Source organism: Rhodanobacter sp. G2-10 (assembly GCF_055809185.1).
Genome location: NZ_CM147900.1, coordinates 218,425 through 241,936 on the forward strand (window position 1 = coordinate 218,425; position 23,512 = coordinate 241,936).

Annotated in this window: 24 protein-coding genes; 14 read left to right on the plus strand and 10 right to left on the minus strand. The window is 63.4% G+C overall.

The features are described 5' to 3' along the window. Positions 1–76: 76 nt before the first annotated feature. Complete coding sequence (locus AC0L58_RS00930) at positions 77–1,093, plus strand: NAD-dependent epimerase (protein WP_473685773.1); 1,017 nt, start codon at positions 77–79, stop codon at positions 1,091–1,093. A gap of 77 nt (positions 1,094–1,170) precedes the next feature. Here the strand turns inward: AC0L58_RS00930 and AC0L58_RS00935 are convergent, their stop codons facing one another. Next, the gene (locus AC0L58_RS00935; protein ID WP_473685775.1) at positions 1,171–1,386 is read right to left on the minus strand and encodes a twin transmembrane helix small protein; all 216 of its coding nucleotides are present in this window, start codon (positions 1,384–1,386) and stop codon (positions 1,171–1,173) included. Positions 1,387–1,445: 59 nt separating this feature from the next. Between AC0L58_RS00935 and AC0L58_RS00940 the strand changes: the two genes are divergently transcribed. From AC0L58_RS00940 to AC0L58_RS00985, 10 genes are all read left to right on the plus strand, one after another. After that, positions 1,446–2,177 carry an SURF1 family protein gene (locus AC0L58_RS00940; protein WP_473685777.1) on the plus strand — a complete coding sequence of 244 codons (732 nt, stop codon included), beginning with the start codon at positions 1,446–1,448 and terminating at the stop codon, positions 2,175–2,177. A gap of 32 nt (positions 2,178–2,209) precedes the next feature. Then, on the plus strand, positions 2,210–2,782 hold the full coding sequence (locus tag AC0L58_RS00945) for a hypothetical protein (RefSeq protein ID WP_473685779.1): 573 nt from the start codon (positions 2,210–2,212) through the stop codon (positions 2,780–2,782). Further along, a complete protein-coding gene (locus tag AC0L58_RS00950; RefSeq protein WP_473685781.1) occupies positions 2,782–3,945 on the plus strand; it encodes a COX15/CtaA family protein in 1,164 nt (387 codons plus the stop codon). Before AC0L58_RS00945 ends, AC0L58_RS00950 begins: the two co-directional genes overlap by 1 nt. 1 nt (position 3,946) lies before the next feature. Then, positions 3,947–4,849 carry a heme o synthase gene (gene cyoE, locus AC0L58_RS00955; protein ID WP_473685783.1) on the plus strand — a complete coding sequence of 301 codons (903 nt, stop codon included), beginning with the start codon at positions 3,947–3,949 and terminating at the stop codon, positions 4,847–4,849. Between the two features lie 126 nt (positions 4,850–4,975). Further along, the gene (locus AC0L58_RS00960; protein ID WP_473685785.1) at positions 4,976–5,101 is read left to right on the plus strand and encodes a hypothetical protein; all 126 of its coding nucleotides are present in this window, start codon (positions 4,976–4,978) and stop codon (positions 5,099–5,101) included. Positions 5,102–5,154: 53 nt separating this feature from the next. Beyond that, complete coding sequence (locus AC0L58_RS00965) at positions 5,155–5,388, plus strand: hypothetical protein (protein ID WP_473685787.1); 234 nt, start codon at positions 5,155–5,157, stop codon at positions 5,386–5,388. Between the two features lie 147 nt (positions 5,389–5,535). Beyond that, positions 5,536–8,151, plus strand: coding sequence for a magnesium-translocating P-type ATPase (gene mgtA / locus AC0L58_RS00970; protein WP_473688518.1), 2,616 nt, complete (start codon positions 5,536–5,538; stop codon positions 8,149–8,151). 905 nt (positions 8,152–9,056) lie between these two features. Then, on the plus strand, positions 9,057–9,371 hold the full coding sequence (locus AC0L58_RS00975; protein ID WP_473685789.1) for an energy transducer TonB: 315 nt from the start codon (positions 9,057–9,059) through the stop codon (positions 9,369–9,371). 73 nt (positions 9,372–9,444) lie between these two features. After that, positions 9,445–9,684, plus strand: coding sequence for a hypothetical protein (locus AC0L58_RS00980; RefSeq protein ID WP_473685791.1), 240 nt, complete (start codon positions 9,445–9,447; stop codon positions 9,682–9,684). Positions 9,685–10,645: 961 nt separating this feature from the next. Beyond that, positions 10,646–11,353 (plus strand): DUF4336 domain-containing protein, encoded by a 708-nt coding sequence (locus tag AC0L58_RS00985; RefSeq protein ID WP_473685793.1) that lies wholly within the window; start codon positions 10,646–10,648, stop codon positions 11,351–11,353. 2,087 nt (positions 11,354–13,440) lie between these two features. Here the strand turns inward: AC0L58_RS00985 and AC0L58_RS00990 are convergent. The 4 genes from AC0L58_RS00990 to AC0L58_RS01005 form a co-directional block, all read right to left on the minus strand. Further along, on the minus strand, positions 13,441–14,442 hold the full coding sequence (locus AC0L58_RS00990) for a bile acid:sodium symporter family protein (RefSeq protein WP_473685795.1): 1,002 nt from the start codon (positions 14,440–14,442) through the stop codon (positions 13,441–13,443). Between the two features lie 8 nt (positions 14,443–14,450). After that, complete coding sequence (locus AC0L58_RS00995) at positions 14,451–15,071, minus strand: DedA family protein (protein WP_473685797.1); 621 nt, start codon at positions 15,069–15,071, stop codon at positions 14,451–14,453. 130 nt (positions 15,072–15,201) lie between these two features. Next, positions 15,202–16,935, minus strand: coding sequence for a DNA primase (gene dnaG, locus AC0L58_RS01000; RefSeq protein ID WP_473685799.1), 1,734 nt, complete (start codon positions 16,933–16,935; stop codon positions 15,202–15,204). Positions 16,936–17,168: 233 nt separating this feature from the next. After that, positions 17,169–17,330 carry a DUF1328 domain-containing protein gene (locus tag AC0L58_RS01005; protein WP_473685801.1) on the minus strand — a complete coding sequence of 54 codons (162 nt, stop codon included), beginning with the start codon at positions 17,328–17,330 and terminating at the stop codon, positions 17,169–17,171. 75 nt (positions 17,331–17,405) lie between these two features. Between AC0L58_RS01005 and AC0L58_RS01010 the strand changes: the two genes are divergently transcribed. Beyond that, positions 17,406–17,765, plus strand: a complete 360-nt coding sequence (locus AC0L58_RS01010; RefSeq protein WP_473685803.1) for a hypothetical protein — start codon at positions 17,406–17,408, stop codon at positions 17,763–17,765. Positions 17,766–17,784: 19 nt separating this feature from the next. Here AC0L58_RS01010 and AC0L58_RS01015 read toward each other — a convergent pair whose 3' ends face one another. Then, positions 17,785–18,231, minus strand: a complete 447-nt coding sequence (locus tag AC0L58_RS01015; RefSeq protein ID WP_473685805.1) for a GatB/YqeY domain-containing protein — start codon at positions 18,229–18,231, stop codon at positions 17,785–17,787. 196 nt (positions 18,232–18,427) lie between these two features. Then, positions 18,428–18,643 (minus strand): 30S ribosomal protein S21, encoded by a 216-nt coding sequence (rpsU, locus tag AC0L58_RS01020; RefSeq protein WP_007081639.1) that lies wholly within the window; start codon positions 18,641–18,643, stop codon positions 18,428–18,430. Between the two features lie 101 nt (positions 18,644–18,744). On the opposite strand from rpsU, the gene tsaD reads away from it, so the two are divergent. Together tsaD and AC0L58_RS01030 are read left to right on the plus strand one after the other, a co-directional pair. After that, the gene (tsaD, locus tag AC0L58_RS01025) at positions 18,745–19,776 is read left to right on the plus strand and encodes a tRNA (adenosine(37)-N6)-threonylcarbamoyltransferase complex transferase subunit TsaD (RefSeq protein WP_473685809.1); all 1,032 of its coding nucleotides are present in this window, start codon (positions 18,745–18,747) and stop codon (positions 19,774–19,776) included. A gap of 124 nt (positions 19,777–19,900) precedes the next feature. Beyond that, complete coding sequence (locus AC0L58_RS01030) at positions 19,901–20,608, plus strand: MgtC/SapB family protein (protein ID WP_473685811.1); 708 nt, start codon at positions 19,901–19,903, stop codon at positions 20,606–20,608. A 7-nt stretch (positions 20,609–20,615) separates the two neighbouring features. On the opposite strand, the gene AC0L58_RS01035 is transcribed toward AC0L58_RS01030, so the two are convergent. The 3 genes from AC0L58_RS01035 to AC0L58_RS01045 all read right to left on the minus strand — a co-directional run bounded on the left by AC0L58_RS01035 (position 20,616) and on the right by AC0L58_RS01045 (position 23,465). After that, positions 20,616–21,335 carry a pseudouridine synthase gene (locus AC0L58_RS01035; protein ID WP_473685813.1) on the minus strand — a complete coding sequence of 240 codons (720 nt, stop codon included), beginning with the start codon at positions 21,333–21,335 and terminating at the stop codon, positions 20,616–20,618. A gap of 394 nt (positions 21,336–21,729) precedes the next feature. Beyond that, on the minus strand, positions 21,730–22,503 hold the full coding sequence (locus AC0L58_RS01040; RefSeq protein ID WP_473688519.1) for an ABC transporter permease: 774 nt from the start codon (positions 22,501–22,503) through the stop codon (positions 21,730–21,732). Next, complete coding sequence (locus tag AC0L58_RS01045; protein ID WP_473685815.1) at positions 22,503–23,465, minus strand: ABC transporter ATP-binding protein; 963 nt, start codon at positions 23,463–23,465, stop codon at positions 22,503–22,505. Before AC0L58_RS01045 ends, AC0L58_RS01040 begins: the two co-directional genes overlap by 1 nt. Positions 23,466–23,512: the final 47 nt, after the last annotated feature.

The following is a 23,512-nucleotide window of genomic DNA, read 5'->3' on the forward strand; positions in this document are numbered from 1 at the left end:
ACATCCAGGCAAAAAGCTGCCCGTTAAAATCAACACTGAACACTGAACCCCGCCCTCAACTCAAATCCTCGAATCCATGAAAATTCTCGTCACCGGCACTGCCGGCTTCATCGGCTCCCACGTGGCCATGCGTCTGCTCGAGCGTGGTGACGAAGTGATCGGCATCGACAATCTCAGCGACTACTACGACGTCGTGCTCAAGAAGGCGCGCCTGGCGCGATTCAGTGATCATCCGCGCTATCGACATGAAGCCGTCGACCTTGCGGATCGCACCGCGATGGAAGCCGTGTTTGCGCGTCACAAGCCGCAGCGCGTGATCAACCTGGCCGCGCAGGCCGGCGTGCGCTACGCGGCCGAGAACCCGCACATTTACGTCTCGACCAATGTCACCGGCTTTTTGCATGTCATCGAAGGGTGCCGGCATCACGATGTCGAGCATCTGGTGTACGCCTCGACCAGCTCGGTGTACGGCGCGGACACGCACATGCCGTTTTCCGAGCATCAGTCGACCGAACATCCGCTGACCCTGTACGCGGCCTCGAAGAAGGCCAATGAGATGATGGCGCACAGCTATGCCCATCTGTACGGATTGCCTTGCACGGGGCTGCGCTTTTTCACCGTCTACGGACCCTGGGGGCGGCCGGACATGGCGCTGTTCCTGTTTACCCGTGCGATCCTGGCTGGCGAGCCGATCAAGGTGTTCAACCACGGCCACCACAAGCGCAGCTTCACCTACATCGACGATATCGTCGAAGGTGTTGTGCGCATCCTGGACACGGTGCCGGGCAGGAATCCCGACTGGGACGGCAAGGCGCCGGACCCGGCCAGCAGCGGCGTCGCGCCGTACCGCATCTACAACATCGGCAACGAGCAGCCGGTGGAGCTGATGCGCTACATCGAGGTGCTGGAGCAATGCCTGGGTCGCAAGGCGCAGATGCAGATGCTGCCGCTGCAGGCTGGCGATGTGCCCGATACCGAGGCCGACATGTCGGCGCTGGCGGGGGCCGTGGGCTACAACCCCGGCGTGTCGGTGGAGCAGGGTGTGGCCAGTTTCGTGCGCTGGTATCGGGACTATTACCGGGTGCCGAGCTAGTCAGGACTGGTTCTGCGCCCGCTGGCAAGTGCCCTGATCGTCGCAGCAGCGGCGCCGCGGGGGCGCAACCGCTACAATCACTGGCCGACGCCGTGCGGATGCAACCAGCCCATCCAGATACCGAGGGCAACCATGGCGATCAACACCAGCGACAAGCCGATACGGCGGGTCAGCGCCCAGACCGTACGTCTGTCGTCATCCTTGTCGGTCATCATGAAGTACAGCGCCTGGCCGAGGTTGAAGATCACCACCAGCAAGACCACCACCAGCGCAATTTTGTAGACGGTTTCCACGTGACAGACCTGATGTTTTTCGACAGCGGCAGTATAGCCACCAGCGACGGTCCGTCCGCATGATCGGATTTCGCCGTCCGTCGTGGTGGGCATTGTTGCTGACTGTCGCCGGAGCCCTGTTTTTCATACGCCTGGGCGTCTGGCAGCTGCATCGCGCCGACTTCAAGGAATCGCTGCTGCGTCGCTATGCCGCGGCGCAGACCGCGCCGCTGCAGGATTTTGCTGCGGTCGCGGCCAACCCGCCCGCCGACAGTTTTCCGCGGGTGCAGGTGCGCGGGCGTTATCTGACCGATCGACTGTATCTGCTGGACAACCCCCGGCACGACGAGCTTGGCGGGGTCGAGGTATTCGCGCCACTGCAGATTGGCGATCAGCACCGGCTGTTGCTGGTCGACCTGGGTTTCCTGCCCGGCAACGGCAACGGCAAGACCCCGCAACTTCCGCCATTGTCGACCGCTGAGGTCGACTTGCACGGCCTGTACGTGCCGCCGCCACCGACCGGCTTCAAGATGGGCGGTGATGCGCTGGCGCGGCAGACCCGCTGGCCGAAAAGCAGCATCTACCTGGCCCCGGCGCAAGTCGCGCGCGATCTTGACCGGCCACTGTATCCACGCGTGCTGGCGCTGGACGCGGACAGCGCGTCGATCTACGTCCGGCGACACACGCTCGATCTGACCATGCCGCCGATCCGGCACCGCGCCTACGCGTTCCAGTGGTTCTCGTTCGCGCTTGCCGCCGTGGTGATCTTGCTGGTGCTGCATCGCAAGCGTCGGCCGCGCAAACCCCGATAGAAACCTCGTGAACCCACATCATGACTGCCCCGATGAAACCTGTTGACCCGAAGTCCCAGCGCAAGAGCCGCATCTACCTGCTTTTGATCGGCCTGGTGTTTGCCGGCCCGATGATCGTGGCGGGCCTGCTCACCGTGGGTGGCTGGCAGCCCGGCACCAAGAGCACGGGCCAACCGATTACGCCGCAACGCAATTTCGTGACGGAACAGCTGCAGGTGCAGACGGCCGATGGTGGCCACTGGGCCTGGCGTGACAGCGAGCCGCGCATGACCCTGGTGGCGCTGGCTGGCCCGGATTGCGCTGCGCAATGCCTCGATGTGCTGACCGCGATGGCCAAGGCGCAGCTCATGCTCAATCGCAACAAGTCGCGCCTGCGGCTGCTCTATGTGGGAACGCCTCCGGCCGACACCAGTGCGCGCCAGGCCATGCTTGCCTACTGGAGCATCGGCACGGATGTCGACGGCAAACTGGCCAGTTTCCGGCCCGAAACGCCGGACAGCGTCAGCGCGCTGCTGGTGGAATCCAACGGCACGGCGTTGTCGTTCTATCCCGCCGGCTTCGATGCGGCGGGCCTCCTGCGTGACGTGCGCAAGGTGATCAAGTGATGGCGACGCGTCGAATCCGGATCCTGCGCGGCCTGTCCCTGCTGGCGGCGTTGTTTGCCTTCGGCCTGGTGATGTTCGGCGCGTTCGTGCGCCTGTCCAATGCCGGGCTGTCGTGCCCGGATTGGCCGACCTGCTACGGCCAGGTCACCTGGCCGCAACATGCGCAGGCGGTGGCGCACGCGGACGCCGAATTTCCGGGGCGGCCGTACGAGGCGCACAAGGCCTGGCGCGAGCAGGTGCACCGGTTTCTTGCCGGTACCCTGGGTGTGATGGTGCTGGGACTTGCGCTGCTGGCCAGCTGGCGCCGACGTGGCGCGCTGCTCGCGGTGATTGCCGGCTCGGTCTTCGCGGCGGTCGGGGTGGTCTTGTACATGAGCGGTGAGCATCGATGGTCGTCGCTGCTGGCGGCTTGTGCCATCGCGCTGCCGCTGTTCGCGACGTTTCGCTTGCCGCGGCCGCCTGCCTGGAAGATCTGCGTGCTGGCGCTGGCGGTCATCATCTTCCAGGCGATGTTGGGCATGTGGACCGTGACCCTGCTGCTCAAGCCGATCGTGGTGACCAGCCACCTGCTCGGCGGCATGCTCACGTTCGGCCTGTTGTCGTACGTGGCGCTGCGCTTTGCCGGTGTGGCAGCGCCCGACGGGCAACTCGATGGGTTCCGCACATTCGTGGTGATCGGCGTGGTGTTGCTGGCGTGCCAGATCGCGCTGGGCGGCTGGACCTCGTCGAACTATGCGGCACTGGCTTGCGGCTACGGTCCCGGATCGTTTCCGGAGTGTCTTGGCCAGTGGGCGCCGCCGACCGATTTTCACCAGGGTTTCGTGCTGTGGCGCGGCATCGGCGTGAACTACGAGGGCGGCGTGCTCGACATGGCCGCGCGCAGCGCCATCCAGATCGCGCACCGGATCGGTGCGCTGGTGGTGTTCTGCTATCTGGGCTGGCTGGCGTTCAAGGCCGCGCGGCGTGGGCTGCGTGGCTATGCCATCACGATCGCGGCGGCGTTGCTGTGCCAGGTGCTGCTGGGCATCAGCAATGTCTATTTCGGCCTGCCGCTGGCGGTGGCCACGGCGCACAATGGCATGGCGGCGCTGCTGTTGTTCACTTTGTTGGCGACACTGGCGCGCACGCAGGATGCTGCGCCGATGTCAGGGGAGTCAGGTTGAGATGGAGTTGATTCGCGAATATCTGCAACTGACCAAGCCACGCATCGTCGCGTTGCTGGTGTTCTGTGCCGTGATCGGCATGTTCCTGGCGGTGCCGGGCATTCCGCCGTGGCGGGCGCTGGTGTTCGGCACCTTCGGCATCTGGCTGGCTTCCGGCTCGGCGGCGGCGTTCAACCACCTGATCGACGAGCGGATCGACAAGCTGATGGCGCGCACCGCCCGTCGACCCCTGGCCACCGGCAAACTCACGGCGCACCAGGCGCTGGTGTTCGCGGTGCTGATGGGGATTGCCTCGATGGTGGTGCTGGCCCTGCTGGTCAACACGCTGACCGCGGTGCTGACTTTTGCCGGATTGATCGGCTATGCGCTCGTCTACACCCGCTATCTGAAGCGCGCGACCCCGCAGAACATCGTGATCGGTGGCCTCGCCGGCGCGATTCCGCCGGTGCTGGGCTGGACCGCCGTGACCGGTGAGCTGCACGCGTTCGCGCTGCAGCTGTGCCTGATCATCTTCGTGTGGACGCCGCCGCATTTCTGGGCGCTGGCCATCTTCCGCCGCGACGATTACGCACGCGCCGGCGTGCCGATGCTGCCGGTGACCCACGGCGTCCGTTACACGCGCTGGCAGGTGTTTTTCTACACCGTGCTGCTGACCCTGGTGACCCTGTTGCCGGCGATCACCGGCATGAGCGGGATGATCTACCTGGCGGGTGCGGTGGTGCTCGATCTCGGCTTCCTGTACTACGCGATCCGCCTGCTCAACCCGCCGGACGAGCTGTTCGCGATGAAGGTATTCAAGTATTCGATCGTGTACCTGATGGCGCTGTTTGCCTTCCTGCTGCTCGATCACTGGCTGGTGGATCCGCTGGTCCGGCACGGCCTGTCGCTGCATCGGGTGGTCTGAAGCAGGCTCCCGCCGCAGAAACTTTCGCTGCTGTCGAGATTGACACATTCGCGGCGCAGCACGACAATGCGCGCGCCCTCCGGCGCGCTGCGTCGGTTGGTTCCCAGTTCTGACAAACCAAGGCATATGGACGTCTACCCTAGTCGCAACGTCGACACCCGCTCGCTTCGGGTGCCGGCGCCGCACAACAACCTGTTGAACGCCTGTGGCGACCGCCTGCGGTCGGCTGGTGCCTTCCTGATCCAGGGTTAGGCGCAGCCCCTCCGGAGACGACGCCGAGGGCGTCGTCATGAGGAGATGGGCTAATGAAGCTCCTTCGCGATTTCTTTCACCTGCGCCTTGCCGGCGTCCGCACGGCCCCAAGCCGTCCGGCGTCGCTGCCGCATGACTTCAGTGTGACCGTACCCGCGCCGTTGGCCGAGCAAGCGGCAGCCAGGCCGGTGCCGGTCGAGTTGCCGCGGACCAGCGCACCGCGGCGTGAACCGGCCTCTTTCCTGCGTTCTTCGCGCCACCTGCGGCTCGGCAGCGGGCGCCGCTGAGCTCGCCTCCTTCGCAGGACCCAAGGGTGACCCCGTGCCCGGCCCAGGTTGTCGCCCGGGTGGCGCCGGCGGCGTACCTCTCCCCAGTATTTCCGCACATGGACGCGAGTCATGAGCAAGCAATTCACCGCGCCTGCCGGCGAAGCCATGGGTGGCGGCGCCGCGTGGTCCGCAGATCGCACTGTGACTCAGCACGCCGTACGCGATACCGCTTCACTGCTGGACATGCTGGAGACCAGCCATCACGGCCTTGACGAAGTGCAGATCAATGAGCGGCTGCACCGCGACGGCCTCAACGAGGTATCGCGCGAGAAGCCGCCACACTGGACCCTGCAGCTGCTGCGTGCGTTCAAGAATCCGTTCATCGTGGTACTGCTGGTGCTGGCCGGCGTGCAGCTGTTCAGCGACCGCGGCGACCTGACGGGGCCGGTCATCATCGCGGTGATGGTGGGCATCAGCGTGGTCCTGAGCTTCACCCAGGAATACCGTTCGTCGCGCGCGGCCGAGCAGCTCAAGGCAATGGTGCGCAATACCGCCGCCGTGCTGCGCCGTGCCTCGGACGGGCACAGCGAGCGGATCGAAGTGCCGGTGCGCGAGCTGGTTGTCGGCGACATCGTGCAGCTGTCTGCCGGCGACATGGTGCCGGCCGACTTGCGCCTGCTCGGCGCCAAGGACCTTTTCATCAGCCAGGCGATTCTCACCGGCGAGTCGCTGCCGGTGGAGAAGGCTGCGCCGCTGCCGTCGACGTCGGACGGCGACGCGGTGGGCAATCCGCTGGAGCTCACCAGCATCTGCTACATGGGCACCAACGTGGTCAGCGGCACCGCGACCGCCGTGGTGCTGGCCACCGGTGCGCGCAGTTATCTCGGCTCGCTGGCCCACAGCATGAGCGGCCAGCGCGTGCAGACCAGCTTCGATCGCGGCATCCGTTCGGTGAGCTGGCTGCTGATCCGCTTCATGGCGGTGATGGTGCCGATCGTGTTCCTGATCAACGGACTGGACAAGCACGACTGGACCGAGGCCTTCCTGTTTGCGCTGTCGATCGCGGTCGGGCTGACCCCGGAAATGCTGCCGCTGATCGTGACCGCCAACCTGTCCAAGGGCGCGCTGGCGATGTCGCGGCGCAAGGTGGTGGTGAAACAGCTCAATGCGATCCAGAACTTTGGCGCGATGGATGTGCTGTGCACCGACAAGACCGGCACGTTGACGCTGGACAAGATCGTGCTGGAACGCCATCTCGACCTCGAAGGCGAGGAATCCGGCGAGGCGCTGGAATACGGCTATCTCAACAGCCATTTCCAGACCGGCCTGAAGAACCTGCTGGACAAGGCGGTGCTGGCGCACCGGGATCTGGAGTCCGTGGCCGCGCGCTTTCGGGTGGTCGATGAGATCCCGTTCGACTTCCAGCGCCGGCGCATGTCGGTGGTGGTCACCGACGGTGGTGGGGAACACCTGCTGATCTGCAAGGGCGCGGTCGAGGAAATGCTGTCGATCTGCGCCCACGCGCGGGTCGGCGAGGTCACCGAAGCGATGACCGACGCGCGCCGCGATTCGATCAAGCAGATCACCCACCGGCTCAACCAGGATGGCCTGCGCGTATTGGTGGTGGCGGTACGACGGGAACCGGCCCGCTCCTGTGCGTACGGCGTTGCCGACGAGAGCGGACTGGTCGCCATCGGCCTGCTGGCCTTCCTCGATCCACCGAAGGACTCGGCCGCCACCGCGATCCGCGCGCTGCATCAGCACGGCGTCGCGGTGAAAGTGGTCACCGGCGACAACGAGGCGGTGACCCGCAAGATCTGTCGCGAAGTCGGCCTCGATGTCGAGCACTCGGTCGAGGGCAGGGAGATCGAACCGCTGGATGACCGCGCGCTGGACGCGCTGGTCGCCCGGGTCACCGTGTTCGCCAAGATGTCGCCGCTGCAGAAGGCGCGGGTGGTGCGTTCGCTGCAGCGACTGGGCCACACGGTCGGCTTTCTCGGCGACGGCATCAACGACGCGCCGGCCCTGCACGATGCCGACGTCGGCATCTCGGTGGATACCGCCACCGACATCGCCAAGGAATCAGCCGACATCATCCTGCTGGAAAAGAACCTGATGGTGCTGGAGGAGGGCGTGCTGGAAGGCCGCATTACCTTCGGCAACATCATGAAGTACATCAAGATGACCGCCAGTTCGAACTTCGGAAACGTGTTCAGCGTGCTGGTGGCCAGCGCGTTCCTGCCGTTCCTGCCGATGTTGCCGCTGCAGATCCTGGTGCAGAACCTGCTGTACGACATATCGCAGTTGTCGATCCCGTTCGACCGCATGGACGAGGAATACCTGAGCAAGCCACGCAAGTGGGATGCCGGCGACATCGGGCGATTCATGGTGTGGATCGGGCCGGTCAGCTCGATTTTCGACATCACCACGTTCTGGCTGATGTGGCACGTGTTCGGCGCCAACGCGCCGGAGCACCAGTCGCTGTTCCAGTCCGGCTGGTTCATCGAGGGCCTGCTCTCGCAGACCCTGATCGTGCACATGATCCGCACCCGCCGTATCCCGTTCGTGCAGAGCGTTGCCGCCGCGCCGGTGCTGGGATTGACCCTGGCGATCATCGTCCTCGGCATGCTGATACCGTTCTCGACGTTGGGCGCACACATCGGCATGTCGCCCTTGCCACCGATGTATTTCGCATGGCTGGCGCTGACCTTGGTCAGCTATTGCGTGCTGACCCAGTTGATGAAACTGATCTACATCCGCAGGTACGGACGCTGGCTCTGATCGCTGCCGGCTTCTTCCGTCCTTCGTGGGAGCGCAGCCTGTCCGCAAGGGACTTCCTTCGGTCGTGCGCGATGCTCTTGTTGTGCGTCTAAAGCAAGAGATTTCGTCTGCCTTTGGCAGCCGAGGTACTTCTTTTTTGCTTGTCCAAAAGAGAAGTACCCAAGAGAAAACGACACCCCACTTGGCGCTTGCCGCCCATCCATGGGCGGCAAGTCCGTGAGCGGGGGCCGGGTTTTTTGACAGCACATCCTTGTGCTGGCGAAAAGGAGTCGACCTCGGGCAACCGCTCCTGCGTTGCCTCAACTCGGGCATCCATGCCCTCGCCTGTCGACTCCCGCTGCGCGGCCTGTCGACCCCGCCTCGCCGCCGCACAGGGGCCCGGGTAGAGCAGCGGGCCATCCTGGCCCGCACTCCTCAGAAGAGCCGAGCCAACAGCCAAGGGAGTCGCGGCAGATTGCCGCGTGATATCACCTGAAAGTAATCGCCAAATCACACTTGACCAAGCGAGTGGACCCGATCCCTCAAATGCGTTGCTCCTGTGACAACTGGCTCATCATCTCGCGAGTGGTGCCTGGCGTCGCACATGATGAACCGAGGGCCCACCTGATGACGACGTCTCCCAGGCGCAAAATGCCTCGTCTGACGCCCATGGGTTGGCGACCCTCCCGAGCCGAGGTGGAACGGTCAAGGTGCGACGGACGAAGATACTCCGGCAGACGGTGATGGATACAACCCAACCCCGCAGATAAAATGTCTTGCGTCGTAGCAAAACGACGACGCCAACTCGGGGAGCAACCGACAACGATTTGATCTCGTGTAGGATTCAAGACGCTCCAGGGGCGCACGAGAAACTGAACAGCCCACGCATCTTGCCGAATCGAGGCACTACCTAGCGTTAGCCGTCTATGGAAATCATCGGCATTCTGTTGTTCGTATTCATCGGTTGCACGTCAGGCACTGAGCCAGTGCCCATCGCTGCGCCGGCCATTCGCACTCCCGCGGATGCGTGCTGGTCGAGATCTGGGGTTTGTGTTGCAACGGTGGTGTTCAACGTGCTGTCTGACGGCAGCGTTTCTGACGTATCAATCAAAGAGTCTTCGCGCGATCGCGCTTGCGACGTGGCCGTGAAGCATGGTGTGGCCAAATGGCGTTACGCATCCCGCACGTCGCCAATCAAAGTCATCAAGCAAGTGCAGGGCTACACTTGTCCCGCCCACTGAGCGGCAGCTAACCATTCGTCCCAGGCGGACGGTCGTGCCGCCGCTCAACTCAACTGCAAAAGGGGATTTGCACATGAAGGTCATCGAATCTGCATTGCTTATGGTCGTCGGTACCGCGTTGCTCACGTTCAGCGCCATCTCACTCGGATTTTTTCCACGTCCACTCACGTTCAGCAATCCCACCCTGTTCGTCGAGACGCTGGCCATAGTTGGTTTTGCCTTCCTCGGCTTTGGCGCTCGTGGTGTCTATCGGGTTCACCGTGCCATTTCCGGCAACGTCTCGCTCGCCACGTCCGGCGGCAACGTCGCCTAACCCGTCGTCCAAGCGGACGCGCGAAAACGCGCGCAGCTCAATTCCAGCGTGAGGCCTATGAAAGCGAAGACGCCCCTTCTTGCCTTGCTACTTCTAGTGCTCCCATTATCTGCTCTGGCGTCGGATTTCAGTGGTCTATTGCCGCTCTTGTTCGTCGTCTATTCACCTGTAGCAGCACTAGCCCTTCTGCTGGTGGCCTTCGCATTCTGTGCGCTTCGCCTATTTACAAGCGCACGCTTTCTCATTGTGTATTCAACCCTTTGCTTCCTCGCAACGGCGCTAATCCTACTTCTTGTCTTTGCCGAGATCCGAGGCGAGGGGAAGATGGTCCCCGCTCTTGTCGCCTTCGCGCTGCTCGCACTCGCCGTTGCTCCTGGAGCCGGGCAATACTTGCTTCATCGGGGAAACCTCCGTCGACAGCAAATGTGCGAGCCAACGCTTGCTGAAATCCTCGCTAGAGATGGGGCGCAGCCCGCTTCTTCAAAGCGCGAATAGGCCTAACCATCCGTTCGAGGCGAACGACCCCGCCAGCGCTCAACTCCAGCGCTAGGCCATATGACCGCAGCATTTCTACTGGATGTGAAGCGGATCTATCCTGTGGATGAGAAAGGCACTGTACTGCAAGGTTGGGTGGTCTGTGCTTGCGTCACGGTCGGAGACCAAGTGAGTTTCGTCTTTCCGGGACACGAGAAGCAGTGCAGTATTTCCGCTATCGAGATTGAGCGTAGGCTCGTCAACGCGGTATCAAGTGGGGTTGAGTCAGGGCTTCTATTCGCTAACCTGACGGCGGCCAAAGTAAGTGGTGGCGTGCTTTCCGCTTTTCGCGCTTAATAGCAGCAAGGGTGTTGTTTGGGTACTAGGCATATCTCACGGTGATGCCTAACCACTCGTCCAGGCGGACGCACGTAACGCGCGCCGCTTCATTCCAGCGTTATACCTACAAGACACTTCAGGCACACCGATGCAGCTGACCACGTTTTGCGAAGACTGGATCTGGACTATGGATTATCCGATCAAGATCGCTGGTATCGCTTTTAATGCGCGGATGAGCATTGTCCGCCTTGCCGACAATAAATTGCTGTTGCACTCTCCAGGACCAATTGATGACGCTGTGACGGCAGTCATCAATGGACTGGGAGAGGTGTGCTATATCGTTGCTCCTGGGCTGTTGCATCATATGTACGTGGCGCAAGCACAAGCTCGATTCCCGCATGCAGAAACGTACATTTGTCCGGGTATCGAACGCAGGAATCCGAGTCTGTATTTTGATTGGATATTGGGGTCCCGCGCTCCCGCGGCATGGTGCAACACAATGAATCAGATACTGATTCGAGGCAGCAGGTATGTGTGGGAAGTGGCGATGTTGCACAGACCAAGTAAAACACTTTTGCTCGTCGATTCGATCGAGTACATCACGGATAAGACCGCCGGTGTCAATTGGCCACTCAAGACTTTGTGGAAGCTTGTGCTCCGGATGTGGAACAAACCTAGGCCCGCCCCGGAGTATCAGTTCGGCTGGAGAGACAAACGCGCTGCGCGGGCCTCGCTAGGCAGTATTCTAGAATGGGACTTTGACAAAATCATTTTGTCCCATGGTGACAATATCGTACAAAATGCAAAAGACAAGGCACGCCAGGCTTGGACTCCGCCGCTCGAGACCAAGGCATGAGCGTTTCGGGTATAACCATTCGCTGAAGCCGACCTTCATGCCGCTAAGCGGGTTGCAGGAGGCTGAGCTCAAGCGTCAGGTGTGGAGGAGCGCGCGATGCTCGCACCGTCAATTGTCGCAGTGGCGGTAGCGTCTCTGGCTGCGCGCCAATCGATTTCAACGCCATATGCGAGCCTTCCGGGCTTGGCGTCCAAGTTGTGTTTCGAGCACCCCGAGGACGAGGGCTCAATGAGTGGCCATCCCAGCACCGTCGGCGTTTTCACCAACTTCAATGGCTCCATCCCTGCTTACTGCATGGCGCTGTCTAGTGGCCAAGCCGTGTGCATCTCCGTTGCGCCCGGGGCCTTTACAGTCCTAGTCAGTTCCAACCGGTTCTTCGATCCAATCGGCGATGCTCCGAGCGTTTCCAGAAAGCAGGAGTGCAGGTCGCTGCCTCTTCATTCAAGCCTCAAGACGAAGAAGAGGATCACGCTAGACGTGTGGCCCACCAAGTCAAGATCAAGTGGTGGCGGTTACAGCGACTGCGGTTGGGACATCTCGCCACGTGGTAAACCACCTAGCCACATGTCCAAGCGGACACGAGTACCGCGCGTCACTTCACTCCAGCATCAGGTCCAACGGTGTCAACTTGTCTTCGCACAATTTCCTTCGCGGCCTCTCTCTGCTTGGTGCAGGGATGCAGTCACGCGCCTCCCACTTCTGGCGAGATGAATCATGATGAAGCTTTGCAGGTGGCTCGCCCGGCGGCAACCACGCAAGGTTGTAACCTACAAGACTTTTCGCTGCTCTCCTTCGATGGTGATATGAGTCATGACGGAAAGAAATGGTTCTTCTTACTCGTTTGCAAGAGGCCTGCTCCGGGCTGTGCCGTGTTTGTCACCATAGACCGGGAAACCGGTGCAATCGTGGTTTCCCCAGGTGCATAGTGGCAGGTGCACCTAACCACTCATTCGAGTCTCACGGCCACGCCGCCGCTCAACTCAAGCGTTAGGTGGCTCACCGTGCGGCTAATCAAATCCTCTGCTGTTTTGCTTGTTCTCCTGGGGGCTACTAGTCGCGTTTGGTCGGCGACCCCCGGTCATTTGGTGGCGCCGTTGAAGGATCAACATGCGATTGACGGATGCGCTTGGAGCGCATCCGCGCGAACCGTCGGGCCTGGCTTTGTATTTCTAGTGGAAGTCGACGACTCCCGTTCACTCATGAATATAGACGGCTCGGACGTAGAGCTTGCTCTTGCCTCGGAGCACGGAACACTCGAAAAAGTCGGAGATGTCATGGAGCGAACGTTCAAAAGCCACGACGTGTTGGTCAAGGCCAAATACCGGGTTACCTGGGCTTGTCCAAAAGATGATGACTCCTGTGAGGTCACAAGATTCACCGTATCATTCAACGTGTCGAAGGGTTCCAAGCAACAGACTGTACGTGCAGCTGGCGATGTCGGTTGCTAGTCGGGCCGCGTAGCATCGATGTTGAACTGAAGCTTTGCGGCATGAATTTGGGGAACGCGACCGTCTCTTTTTGGCCGAAAGTTGGCGGCATACGATTGTTTCGCATCTACTGAAGCAGTACATCGGGGCATTGACTGCGTCGAGTCGTTCTTCGCCTTTCGCAACCGCAACGCGGTTGCGCACCGAGTGCGGGCCAGGATGGCCCACTGCTCTGTCCGGGGCCCCTGTGCGGCGGTAAGACGGGGACGACAGGCCGCGCAGCGGGCATCGACAAGGATGTCGATGCCTTTTCGCACGGGCAGGCGACGGCATGGATGCCGGAGTTGAAGCAACGCAGGAGCGGTTGGCCGATGCCCGTACGAAAAGCCGGGCCCCGGCTCACGGACTTGTTGGGCATGGCGAGGACATGGATACCCGAGTTGAGGCAACGCAGGAGCGGTTGCCCGATGCCCGGCAAGCGCCAAGCGGGGTGCTCTTTCTCTTTGGTTATCTTTCTTTTTGAGCACGCAAAAGAGAAGGTAACTCGGGCGCCGAAGGCGCACGAAAGCTCTTGGCTCTGAATGCCACAAGAGCATCGCGCACAGGGTGCGCTCCTACAGTGGTTTGTCGTCCAGGCGACTATCGCGACAGCCGCAACAATCAATCCGCCTCGCGATCATCCTCGACAACGAGTTGCACCCCGCGCGCCGCATACCGCCTAGCGACCACCGCGCACACCATCAGCTGCAGCTGGTGGAAGATCATCAACGGCAGCACCAGCGCGCCGAGGCCGCCGAGCTGACCGGCGAAGAGGATCTTTGCCATCGGAATGCCGCTGGCCATGCTTTTCTTGGAGCCGCAGAACACGATGGTGATTTCGTCTTCGCGGGAGAATCCCAGTCGACGTGCGCTCCAGGTGACGATCGGCATCACCAGCGCCAGCAGCAGGGCGCACGCGACCAGGGTGGCCAGCAGGGCCGATAGCGGCGTTTCGCGCCAGAGCCCCTCCACCACCGCGGCGCTGAAGGCGGTGTAGACCACCAACAGGATCGTGCCCTGGTCGGTGAATCCGATCAGCGGTTTGTGGCGATCGATGAAGCGTCCGATCCAGTGTCTGGCCAGATGGCCCAGCGTGAAGGGCAACAGCAGGAGCAACACGATGTCGAGCACGCCGCGCCAGGAAACGCCTGCACCGTGGCTTTCCAGCAGCAGTCCGACCAGCAACGGCGTCAGCGCGATGCCGATCAGGTTCGACATCGAGGCACTCACCACCGCGGCCGGCACGTTGCCGCCGGCGATCGAGGTGAACGCGATCGACGATTGCACGGTCGATGGCAGCAGGCACACGAAAAGCAGGCCCATGGTCAGGTCGGGCGTAAGCAGCATGTGCGCAAATGGCCGCAGCAACAAGCCGAGCACGGGGAACAAAATGAAGGTGCTGGCGAGCACGGTCAGGTGCAGTCGCCAGTGGGTCATGCCCTGCACGATCGCCTGGCGCGGCAACTTGGCGCCATGCAGGAAAAACAGCAGCGCGATCGCGATGTCGGTCACGAGGTTGAAAACGCGGGCCGTCTCGCCGCGGCAGGGCAGCAGCGAGGCCAGCAGCACCGTGGCGAGCAGGGCCAGGGTGAAGTTGTCGGGGAAGGATCGCCGCCGCTGCATGTAGCCGTTCAGTCCTGTGCGCAGTCCGAGCGGCGCCGGTGTCGCCACCAGGCAATCAGCAGCACCAACAGCAGGATGCCGAGGATGATCCAAAGGCTGGCCTGGCCGCGGTGCATCCAGGTCAGCAGCCATTGGTGATTGTCGGCGCCGAAATAGCCCAGGTAGACCCAGAACGGCACGCTGATCAGCGCGGCGGCACCGTCGAGCAGCAGGAAGCGCAGGAACGAGACCCGGTGGGTCATGCCGGCGGTGAGGTAGACGGTGGTGCGCATGCCGGGCAGGAAGCGCGCGATGAACAGCACGCGGTTGCCGTAGCGGTGGAATTTTTCCTGCACCTTGGCGTAGCGCGACGGGGTGAGGATGCGGGCTACGAAGCGCCACTGCAGGATGCGCGCGCCGAAGCGGTAACCCAGCAGGAAAATCGCGCAATCACCAAGCAGCACGCCGAACATCGCCAGCGCGAACATTGCATGCACGTTCGCATAGCCCAGCCCGGCGATCACGCCGCCGGCAACCAGGGTGATGTCTTCCGGCAACGGCAGGCCGGCGCCGCAGATCATCAGCGCGATGAACACCGCCAGATAGCCGTTCTCGGCAAAAATCGTGACCAGTTGCTGCAGCAGATCCATCAGTGTCCTTGCGCCTCGTGCGGCAGCTCTCCGGTTGCGACCCTGGATGATCCCACAGCCGTGCGCCTGCGGTAGCGGGGTGGGACGGCGTGCCACAGCGCGGGGCGTGGCTCGGGCAAGGCCACGGGACTCATGCCGAAGCGGCCGGCGGCGGCACCCGTGCCGCCAGCAGTTCGCGCAGCTCGGCCTTTTCCGCGCTGTCCAGCGCGCCTTCGCGGCTCTTGGCGGTGAGCGCGTCGCGACGCTGGGTGACCGCCTGCTCCTCCATCCGGCCCAAGGCGTCGAAAAACTCGGCGGCCTGCGCTTCGGGCTCGCCCACCACGGTGGCGGCCATCAGCTTTTGCAACGAGGGGTATTCGGTGCGTTCGGCGAAATGCTCGACCAGCATCGCCGGATTGATGCCGGGTCGCGCCCGCGCCACGTCCAGCAATTCGGCCAGCAATTCCACCCCCGGCTTGTCCAGGCGCAGGAAGCGGTAGGGCTTCTCGACCTGGTCGGCCAGGCCGGGCTGGGTCAGCAGCAGCGAAATCGCGCTGCGTACCAGACTGCGCTGCACTGCCATCGGGCGTTGCATCGCGCGGTGCGTGGCGGGGTCGGCTTGCAGCATCGCGCGGGCGCCGCTGCGTTTCTCCAGTTCCTGCGCCATCAGGTCGCGGAATGCACCGTCGGGCAGCTTGGCGAGCAGCGGTCGGGCGCGCTCGGCCAGCCGGGCGCGGCCGTCGAGGCTGGCCATGTCGACGTCTTGCGAAAGCTCGTTGAAGAAATAGTCCGAGAGCGGCATCGCCTCCTTGATGCGCTTCTCCAGGCCGTCCTTGCCCTCCTTGCGCACCAGCGAATCCGGGTCCTCGCCGTCCGGCAGGAACAAGAAGTACGCCTGGCGACCGTCCCGCAAGCGCGGCAGTGCCGATTCCAGCGCCTTCCATGCCGCGGCGCGCCCGGCGCGATCGCCGTCGAAACAGAACACCACATCCGGCGCGGCGCGGAACAGCAGCTCGGTGTGTTCGGGTGTGGTCGCCGTGCCCAGGGTGGCCACCGCGATCGGCAGGCCGGCCTGGTGCAGGGCGATCACATCCATGTAGCCCTCGACCACCATGATCCGGGTCAGGCTCTGGTTGGCCTGCTTCACTTGCCACAGCGCGAACAACTCGCGGCCCTTGTGGAACAGCGGGGTCTCCGGCGAGTTGAGGTACTTGGGAGACTTGTCCGCACTCAGGACGCGCCCGCCGAAGGCGATCACGCGTCCGCGCCGATCCAGGATCGGAAACATCAGCCGTTCACGGAAACGGTCGTACTTGCCCCGATCGCCGGTGGCGATCATGCCCGCTTCGTCGAGCAAGGCCCTGCGCCGGTCATTGGTGCCCAGCTGTTTCATCACGCCGTCGTAGCCGGCGGGCGCCCAGCCCAGACGGAAGCGCTTGATCGTCTCGGCATCCAGCCCGCGCTTCTTGCAGTAGGCCTGCGCGTCGGCGTTGCCGGGCAGCTGGTTCTCGTACCAGAGCGCGGCGGCGTCAAGCAGATCGTACAGGTCGGTCTTGTCCTCGCGCGGGCGCGCGTCGCGGCCGCCCTCGCGCGGTACGGTGAGGCCCACCGTCTGGGCCAGCTCCTCGACCGCATCGGGGAACTCCAGCCGGTCGTAGTCCATCAGGAACTTGATCGCGCTGCCGTGCACGCCGCAGCCGAAGCAGTGGAAAAACTGCTTGGTCGGGCTGACCGTGAACGAAGGCGAACGCTCGTTGTGGAACGGGCAACAGGCGGTCCACTCGCGCCCGGCCTTCTTCAACGGCACCCGCTGCTCGATCACTGCGACGATGTCGACGCGAGCAAGCAATTCATCAATGAAACTGTCGGGAATAAGGCCGCGCATAAGCGGCCTAGTTTAGTCGCTTGCCGCCCGAATCGTGGCACGGCTGGCGCAGACCTCCCCGGACGAGGCTCGCGGCACCACGTGACGACCATCCCTGGCCGGACGTGCGTCGCCTGCGCTGGCGGTGCGTCAGGTGGACAACGGGCGCCGTTCACGACGCGCCAGCGTGCGCACCCTGGATCCTGATCGCCACCGCATGCAATGACGGGCAGACCGTGCGTTTCTCGTGACGGTCAGATGATGGCGAACAAGGCCAGCATCGCCAACACGAAAAGAATGACGAAGATGAAGAACAGGATCTTGGCGATGGTGCCGGTGACGCCGGATATGCCGCTGAAGCCGAGCCAGCCGGAAATCAACGAGACGATGCCAAGAATGATGGCCCACTTCAGCATGAGGTTCTCCTGCAAGGTGCGAGGGGTGTCTATGCTTTGTAGCGGGGAAGGCGTGAAGGCCATGCATGGTGGTGCTTGCCGCAGCCATCGGCACGCGGCAAGCTGTGCGGTCCGGCTGCTCTGGGAGATGCCACCGTGGTGATCACCTCGCTGATGATGCACAGGCAGCACACGATCGTGCGCGCGTTCGAACGGGCCGGCGTGACCAGCGCGGAGGCGGCGCGCACGGCCGGGCAGATGGGTCTGAAAACCGGTATGGCCTGGCACCATCTGGTGGGCCATGCGGTGCTGCGCTGCCCGGGCGAGGGGCGCTACTTTCTGGATGTGGCGAGCTGGCAGCGCCTGCGCCGCCGCCGTCGTCACCTGGCTTTCGTGGTGGTCGTCGCGCTGCTGATCGGTCTGGCCCTGGTCTTGCTGGCCAGCGTGGCGCGTTGAGTCCGCGCGGTTTGGACGTTCAGCCCGCGAGGCGGGCCTTGATCTTGCCGGAGACCACGGCCATGTCGGCGCGACCGGCGGCCTTGGCTTTCACGGCCGCGACCACCTTGCCCATGTCGCGTGGTGAGTTGGCGCCGGTCTCGTCGATGGCGGCGCTGATCAACGCGTCGATTTCGGCGTCGTCCAGCTTGGTCGGCAGGTAAGTCTCGATCACCGCCATCTCGGCGCGCTCGATGGTCGACAGGTCGTCGCGGCCGGCGGCATCGAACTGGCTGACCGAGTCGCGCCGTTGCTTGAGCATCTTTTCCAGCGTGGCCAGCACCTGGCTGTCGTCCAGCTCGATGCGCTCGTCCACCTCACGCTGCTTGAGCGCGGCCAGCATCAGCCTGATCACGCCCAGGCGCTGCTTGTCGCCACTGCGCATGGCGGTCTTCATGTCTTCGGTGATCTGCTGTTTCAGGGTCATGGCGATGGCCTCGGCGGAAGGGTGAGCGGAGCTGTACGGCGAAAACGACAAAGCCGGCGTTGTCGCGTGGACAACACCGGCCAGGTCTCATCTGCTGTGCTTGCGGCGGCTGCGAGTTCCCGCGCCGGCCGGTTTCCTCGGATGTGCGACGCCGCAGCGTCGCAGGACCCACCGCTCAGGCGGCGGATCGGGAAACTCAGTACAGGCGGACTTTGCGCGAAACGTCACGCGACAGGCGACGCAGGTGGCGCTTCACCGCAGCAGCGCGCTTGCGCTTGCGCTCCTGGGTCGGCTTCTCGTAGAACTCACGCTTGCGCGTTTCGGCCAGCACGCCGGCCTTTTCGCAGGTACGCTTGAAACGACGCAGAGCGATCTCGAACGGCTCGTTCTCGCGAACTTTTACGTTGGGCATGGAAACTCCGGGTGGTAATCTGCCTGCTCTTGCAGGACAGTGGAATGTGGTGAGCCGCGAATTATACCGTGGATAACAGAAATTTTTCAAAGCCTGACGTAATGAAACCGATTCTGGGTATCGAGACCTCCTGCGACGAGACCGGCGTGGCGCTGTTGCGCTGGGAACCGGACGCGCCCGGCCGCGGCCTGCTGGCCCATACGCTGTACAGCCAGATCAAGCTGCATGCGAATTACGGCGGCGTGGTACCGGAACTGGCCAGTCGCGACCACGTGCGTAAACTGCTGCCGCTGATCCGCGAGGCGCTGTCGCAGGCGGGTTTGGGCGTGCAGGATCTGGGCGGGGTGGCCTATACCGCCGGACCGGGCCTGGTCGGCGCCTTGCTGGTGGGGGCGTCGGTGGGGCGTGCGCTGGCCTGGGCGCTGGGCGTGCCGGCGATCGGCGTGCACCACATGGAGGGTCACCTGCTGGCGCCGTTGCTGGAAGAGGACCCGCCCGAACCCCCGTTCGTTGCCTTGCTGGTGTCCGGTGGGCATTCGCTGCTGGTGGAGGTGAAAGCGATCGGCCAGTACACGATCCTGGGCGACACGCTGGATGATGCGGCCGGCGAGGCCTTCGACAAGACTGCCAAGTTGATGGGGCTGCCTTATCCCGGCGGACCGGCGCTGGCCAAGCTCGCCGAACAGGGGCGCTCCGGCCAGTTCCGCTTCTCCCGGCCGATGACCAACCGGCCGGGGCTGGATTTCAGTTTCTCGGGCCTGAAAACCCAGGTGCTGCTGGCCTGGCAGAAATCCGACCAGAGCGAGCAGACCCGCGCCGATATCGCGCTCGCCTTCGAGGAAGCGATTGTCGACACCTTGATCATCAAGTGCCGGCGGGCGCTGGAAGCCTGCGGGGCGCAGCGGCTGATCATCGCCGGGGGCGTCGGCGCCAACCGCCGCTTGCGGGCCGACCTGGCCGCTGCCGGGGAACAGGACGGATTCCGCGTGTATTTCCCGCGGCTGGTTTTCTGCACCGACAACGGGGCGATGATTGCCTTGGCCGGGGCGATCCGGCTGGCCAGCGGCCAGCATCAGGACGAAACCGTGCAGGTGCGCCCGCGCTGGGACCTGCAAACCCTGCCGGCTGCGTAGGGCGGGCTCTGCCCGCCGTCGAGTTCCGAACCTCGCGCAGAAGCCGGCGGGCAGAGCCCGCCCTACGGCTTGGCGGCGGGGTTGGTACCATGGGTGCCTTGCGCGGCTGCCGGGGCGTTGTTGCATGATCCCGCTTCATGAAATCCTGATTCGACTGCTGCTGGCGGCCGTGCTGGGCGCCGTGATCGGTGTCAACCGTGGGCGGCTCGAATGGGCGGCAGGCTTGCGCACGCACATGCTGGTCAGCGTGGGCGCGGCGCTGGCGATGATCGTCTCGGCGTTCGGCTTTGCCGACGTGCTCAAGCGGCCCGATATCGTGCTCGACCCCTCGCGCATCGCGGCGCAGGTGATCAGCGGCGTCGGCTTTCTCGGTGCGGGCACGATCCTGTTCCTGCAGCGCGAGCAGGTGATTCGCGGGCTGACCACGGCGGCGGGGCTGTGGGCGGTGTCGGCGATCGGCCTGGCGGCCGGCAGCGGCATGTTCTTCGCGGCGACCGCGGCCACCCTGGTGATCTGGGTGATCCTGGCCTTGCTCAAGCCGATCGAGCGGCGTTTCATCCAGACCCGCAATCGTCGCCCGCGCGTGACAGCGCGCCTGGGTGACGTGCCTGCGCTGGCGGCGATCGAGGACGTGCTTTCGCGACATCACCTGGCGATGTTCAAGATCATCCTGCGCCGCCACGACAGTGGCGAGGACGTGGTCGACATCCTGTTCGACCGTACCGTGCGCACCGAGCAGCTGGCCGGCCTCGTGGACAGCTTGCGCGCGGTCGAGGGCTTGCGTTCGGTTTCCTACGTGGTGCCCGGCGAATCGCGTATCCCGCCGCGCTGAACGACGATCACCACTGCGTGCGGCCGGGCAGCAGGCCCTTGAGTTCCGCCTCGGTGAGGTTGCGCCACTGGCCGACTTTCAGGTGCCCCAGTTTGACGTTGTCGATGCGCACGCGGCGCAGCTGGGTCACGCGGTAACCGAACGCGGCCGCCATCAAGCGGATCTGGCGATTCAGGCCCTGGGTCAGCACGATCGCGAAGCCGAACCTGGCGATCCGGCGCACGCGGCAACGCTGGGTCATCTGGCCGTGAATGCGCACGCCGCGGCTCATGCCGGCGAGGAAGTCATCCGTGACCGCCTTGTTCACGCCGACCAGGTATTCCTTCTCGTGGTGGTTTTCCGCACGCAGGATCTCGTTGACGATGTCGCCGTTGCTGGTGAGCAAAATCAAGCCTTCGGAGTCCTTGTCCAGCCGGCCGATCGGGAAGATCCGCTGCGGGTGATCGACGAAGTCGGTGATGTTGCCGGCCACGCTCTGGTCGGTGGTGCAGGTGACCCCGACCGGCTTGTTCAGGGCGATGTAGATCGCCTTCTTCGACGCCGGCGTGGCGGCCAGCACGCGCATCTGCACGAGCTCGCCATCCACCCGCACCTCGTCACCCTCCAGCGCCTTGGCGCCGGTGCTGACCACTTCGCCGTTGATGCTGACGCGCCCGGCCAACAGCCACTCATCCGCCTCGCGACGCGAGCAGAGTCCGGCTTCGCTGATGTATTTGTTTACGCGCATAAGGTCAGGAGTGAGGGAAGAGGAGTGAGGGAAGAAGAAAGAGGAGTGAGGAGTGAGGAGTGAGGAGTGAGGAGTGAGAGGCGAGGGTACAAGACAGGCGGTGACTTTCTCTCACTTCTCACTCCTCTTCCCTCACTCCTCGCCTCACGACCACAGCCCCACCCCACGCTTGACCAACCACAAGATCAGGAGTGAGCGGTGAGGAGTGAGGGTGCGGGACAGGCCCTGACTTTCTCTCACTCCTCACTCCTCTTCCCTCACTCCTCGCCTCACGACCACAGCCCCACCCCACGCTTGACCAACCACAAGATCAGGAGTGAGCGGTGAGGAGTGAGGGTGCGGGACAGGCCCTGACTTTCTCTCACTCCTCACTCCTCTTCCCTCACTCCTCGCCTCACGACCTCAACCCCACCCCGCGCCTGAGCAACTGGATGGCCGCAATGGTCAGTCCGGCGATGAACACCAGCATCACGGCGAAGGCCCAGCCTACCGAGACGTCGCTGATGCCCAGGATGCCGTAGCGAAACGCGTTGACCATGTACAGGATCGGGTTGGCGTGCGAGATCGCCCGCCACGGCTCGCCGAGCATGTTGATCGAATAGAACACGCCGCCCAGATAGGTCAACGGGGTGATCACGAAGGTCGGTACCAGCGCGATGTCGTCGAACTTGCTGGCGAATATGGCGTTGATGAAACCGGCCAGCGCGAAGATCACCGCGCCCAGGGTGACCGCGGCCAGCGCGACGAACGGGTGTGCCACGTGCAGCGAGGTGAAGAACAGCGCCACCACCAGCACCAGTGCGCCCACGACCAGGCCACGCGCGACCGCGCCGATCACGTAGCCGGCGAGAATCGCCCAGTTCGCCATCGGCGCCACCAGCATCTCTTCCACCGAACGCTGGAACTTCGCGCCGTAGAACGAGCTGGAAATGTTCATGTAGCTGTTGTTGATGATGGTCATCATCACCAACCCGGGCACGATGTACTGCATGTAGCTGAAATCGCCCTCGATCTTGCCGATGCGGCTGCCGATCAGCTTGCCGAAGATGATGAAATACAGGGTCATCGTGATGATCGGCGGGATCAGCGTCTGGGTCCAGATGCGCATGATCCGGATGATTTCGCGGCGCGCCACGGTGTACAGCGCGATGAGGTTGGTGGATGCCATCACGCGGCTGCCTCCTTGCCCGGCTCGCGGCCGTGTTCGACCAGGCGCACGAACAGCTCCTCCAGTCGGTTGGACTTGGTTCGCATCGAATTGACCTTGATTCCGCTGTCGGTGAGTGCCGCAAACAGCGAGTTGAGATCCTGCTTGCGCGCCATCTCCGCCTCCAGCGTGGAGTCGTCGATGCGCCGGAAATCGATGCCGCTCAGGCGCGGCAGCTCGTCGGGTGCCCTGTCGACATCCAGTACGAAGGTTTCCACGTCCAGCGTGGAAAGCAGGTGCTTCATGTCGGTGTTCTCCACGATGCTGCCGTGGTCGATGATGGCGATGTTGCGGCACAACTGCTCGGCTTCCTCCAGGTAATGCGTGGTGAGGATCACCGTGGTGCCGGCGGCGTTGATGCCCTTGACGAAATGCCACATCGAGCGACGGATCTCGATGTCGACGCCGGCGGTGGGCTCGTCCAGGATCAGCAGTTTCGGCTCGTTCATCATCGCGCGGGCGATCATGAGGCGACGCTTCATGCCGCCGGACATCTCGCGCGACTGGTGGAAGGCCTTGTCCCACAGGCGCAGTTCCTTCAGGTATTTCTCGGCGCGCTGGGCGGCGAGCTTGCGCGGGATGCCGTAGAAACCGGCCTCGTTGACGCAGATGTCGAACGGCTTCTCGAACTGGTTGAAGTTGATCTCCTGCGGCACCAGGCCGATCAGTCGCATGGCTTCGCTGCGCTGCCGGGTCACCGATTTGCCGAAGACCTGGGCATCCCCGCCGGTGGCGTTGACCAGCGAGGACAGGATGCCGATCAGGGTCGACTTGCCGGCGCCGTTGGGGCCGAGCAGGGCGAAGAAGTCGCCCGGCTGCACGGTCAGGCTCACGCCCTTGAGCGCTTCGACGCCATTCCGATAGGTCTTGCGCAGGTTGTCGACGACCAGCGCGGGAGGCGAATCGAGGGGCTGTACGGACATGGGCTGCGCCAGAGGGGTGAAGCCGCTTATTATACGGGGCTGACTCC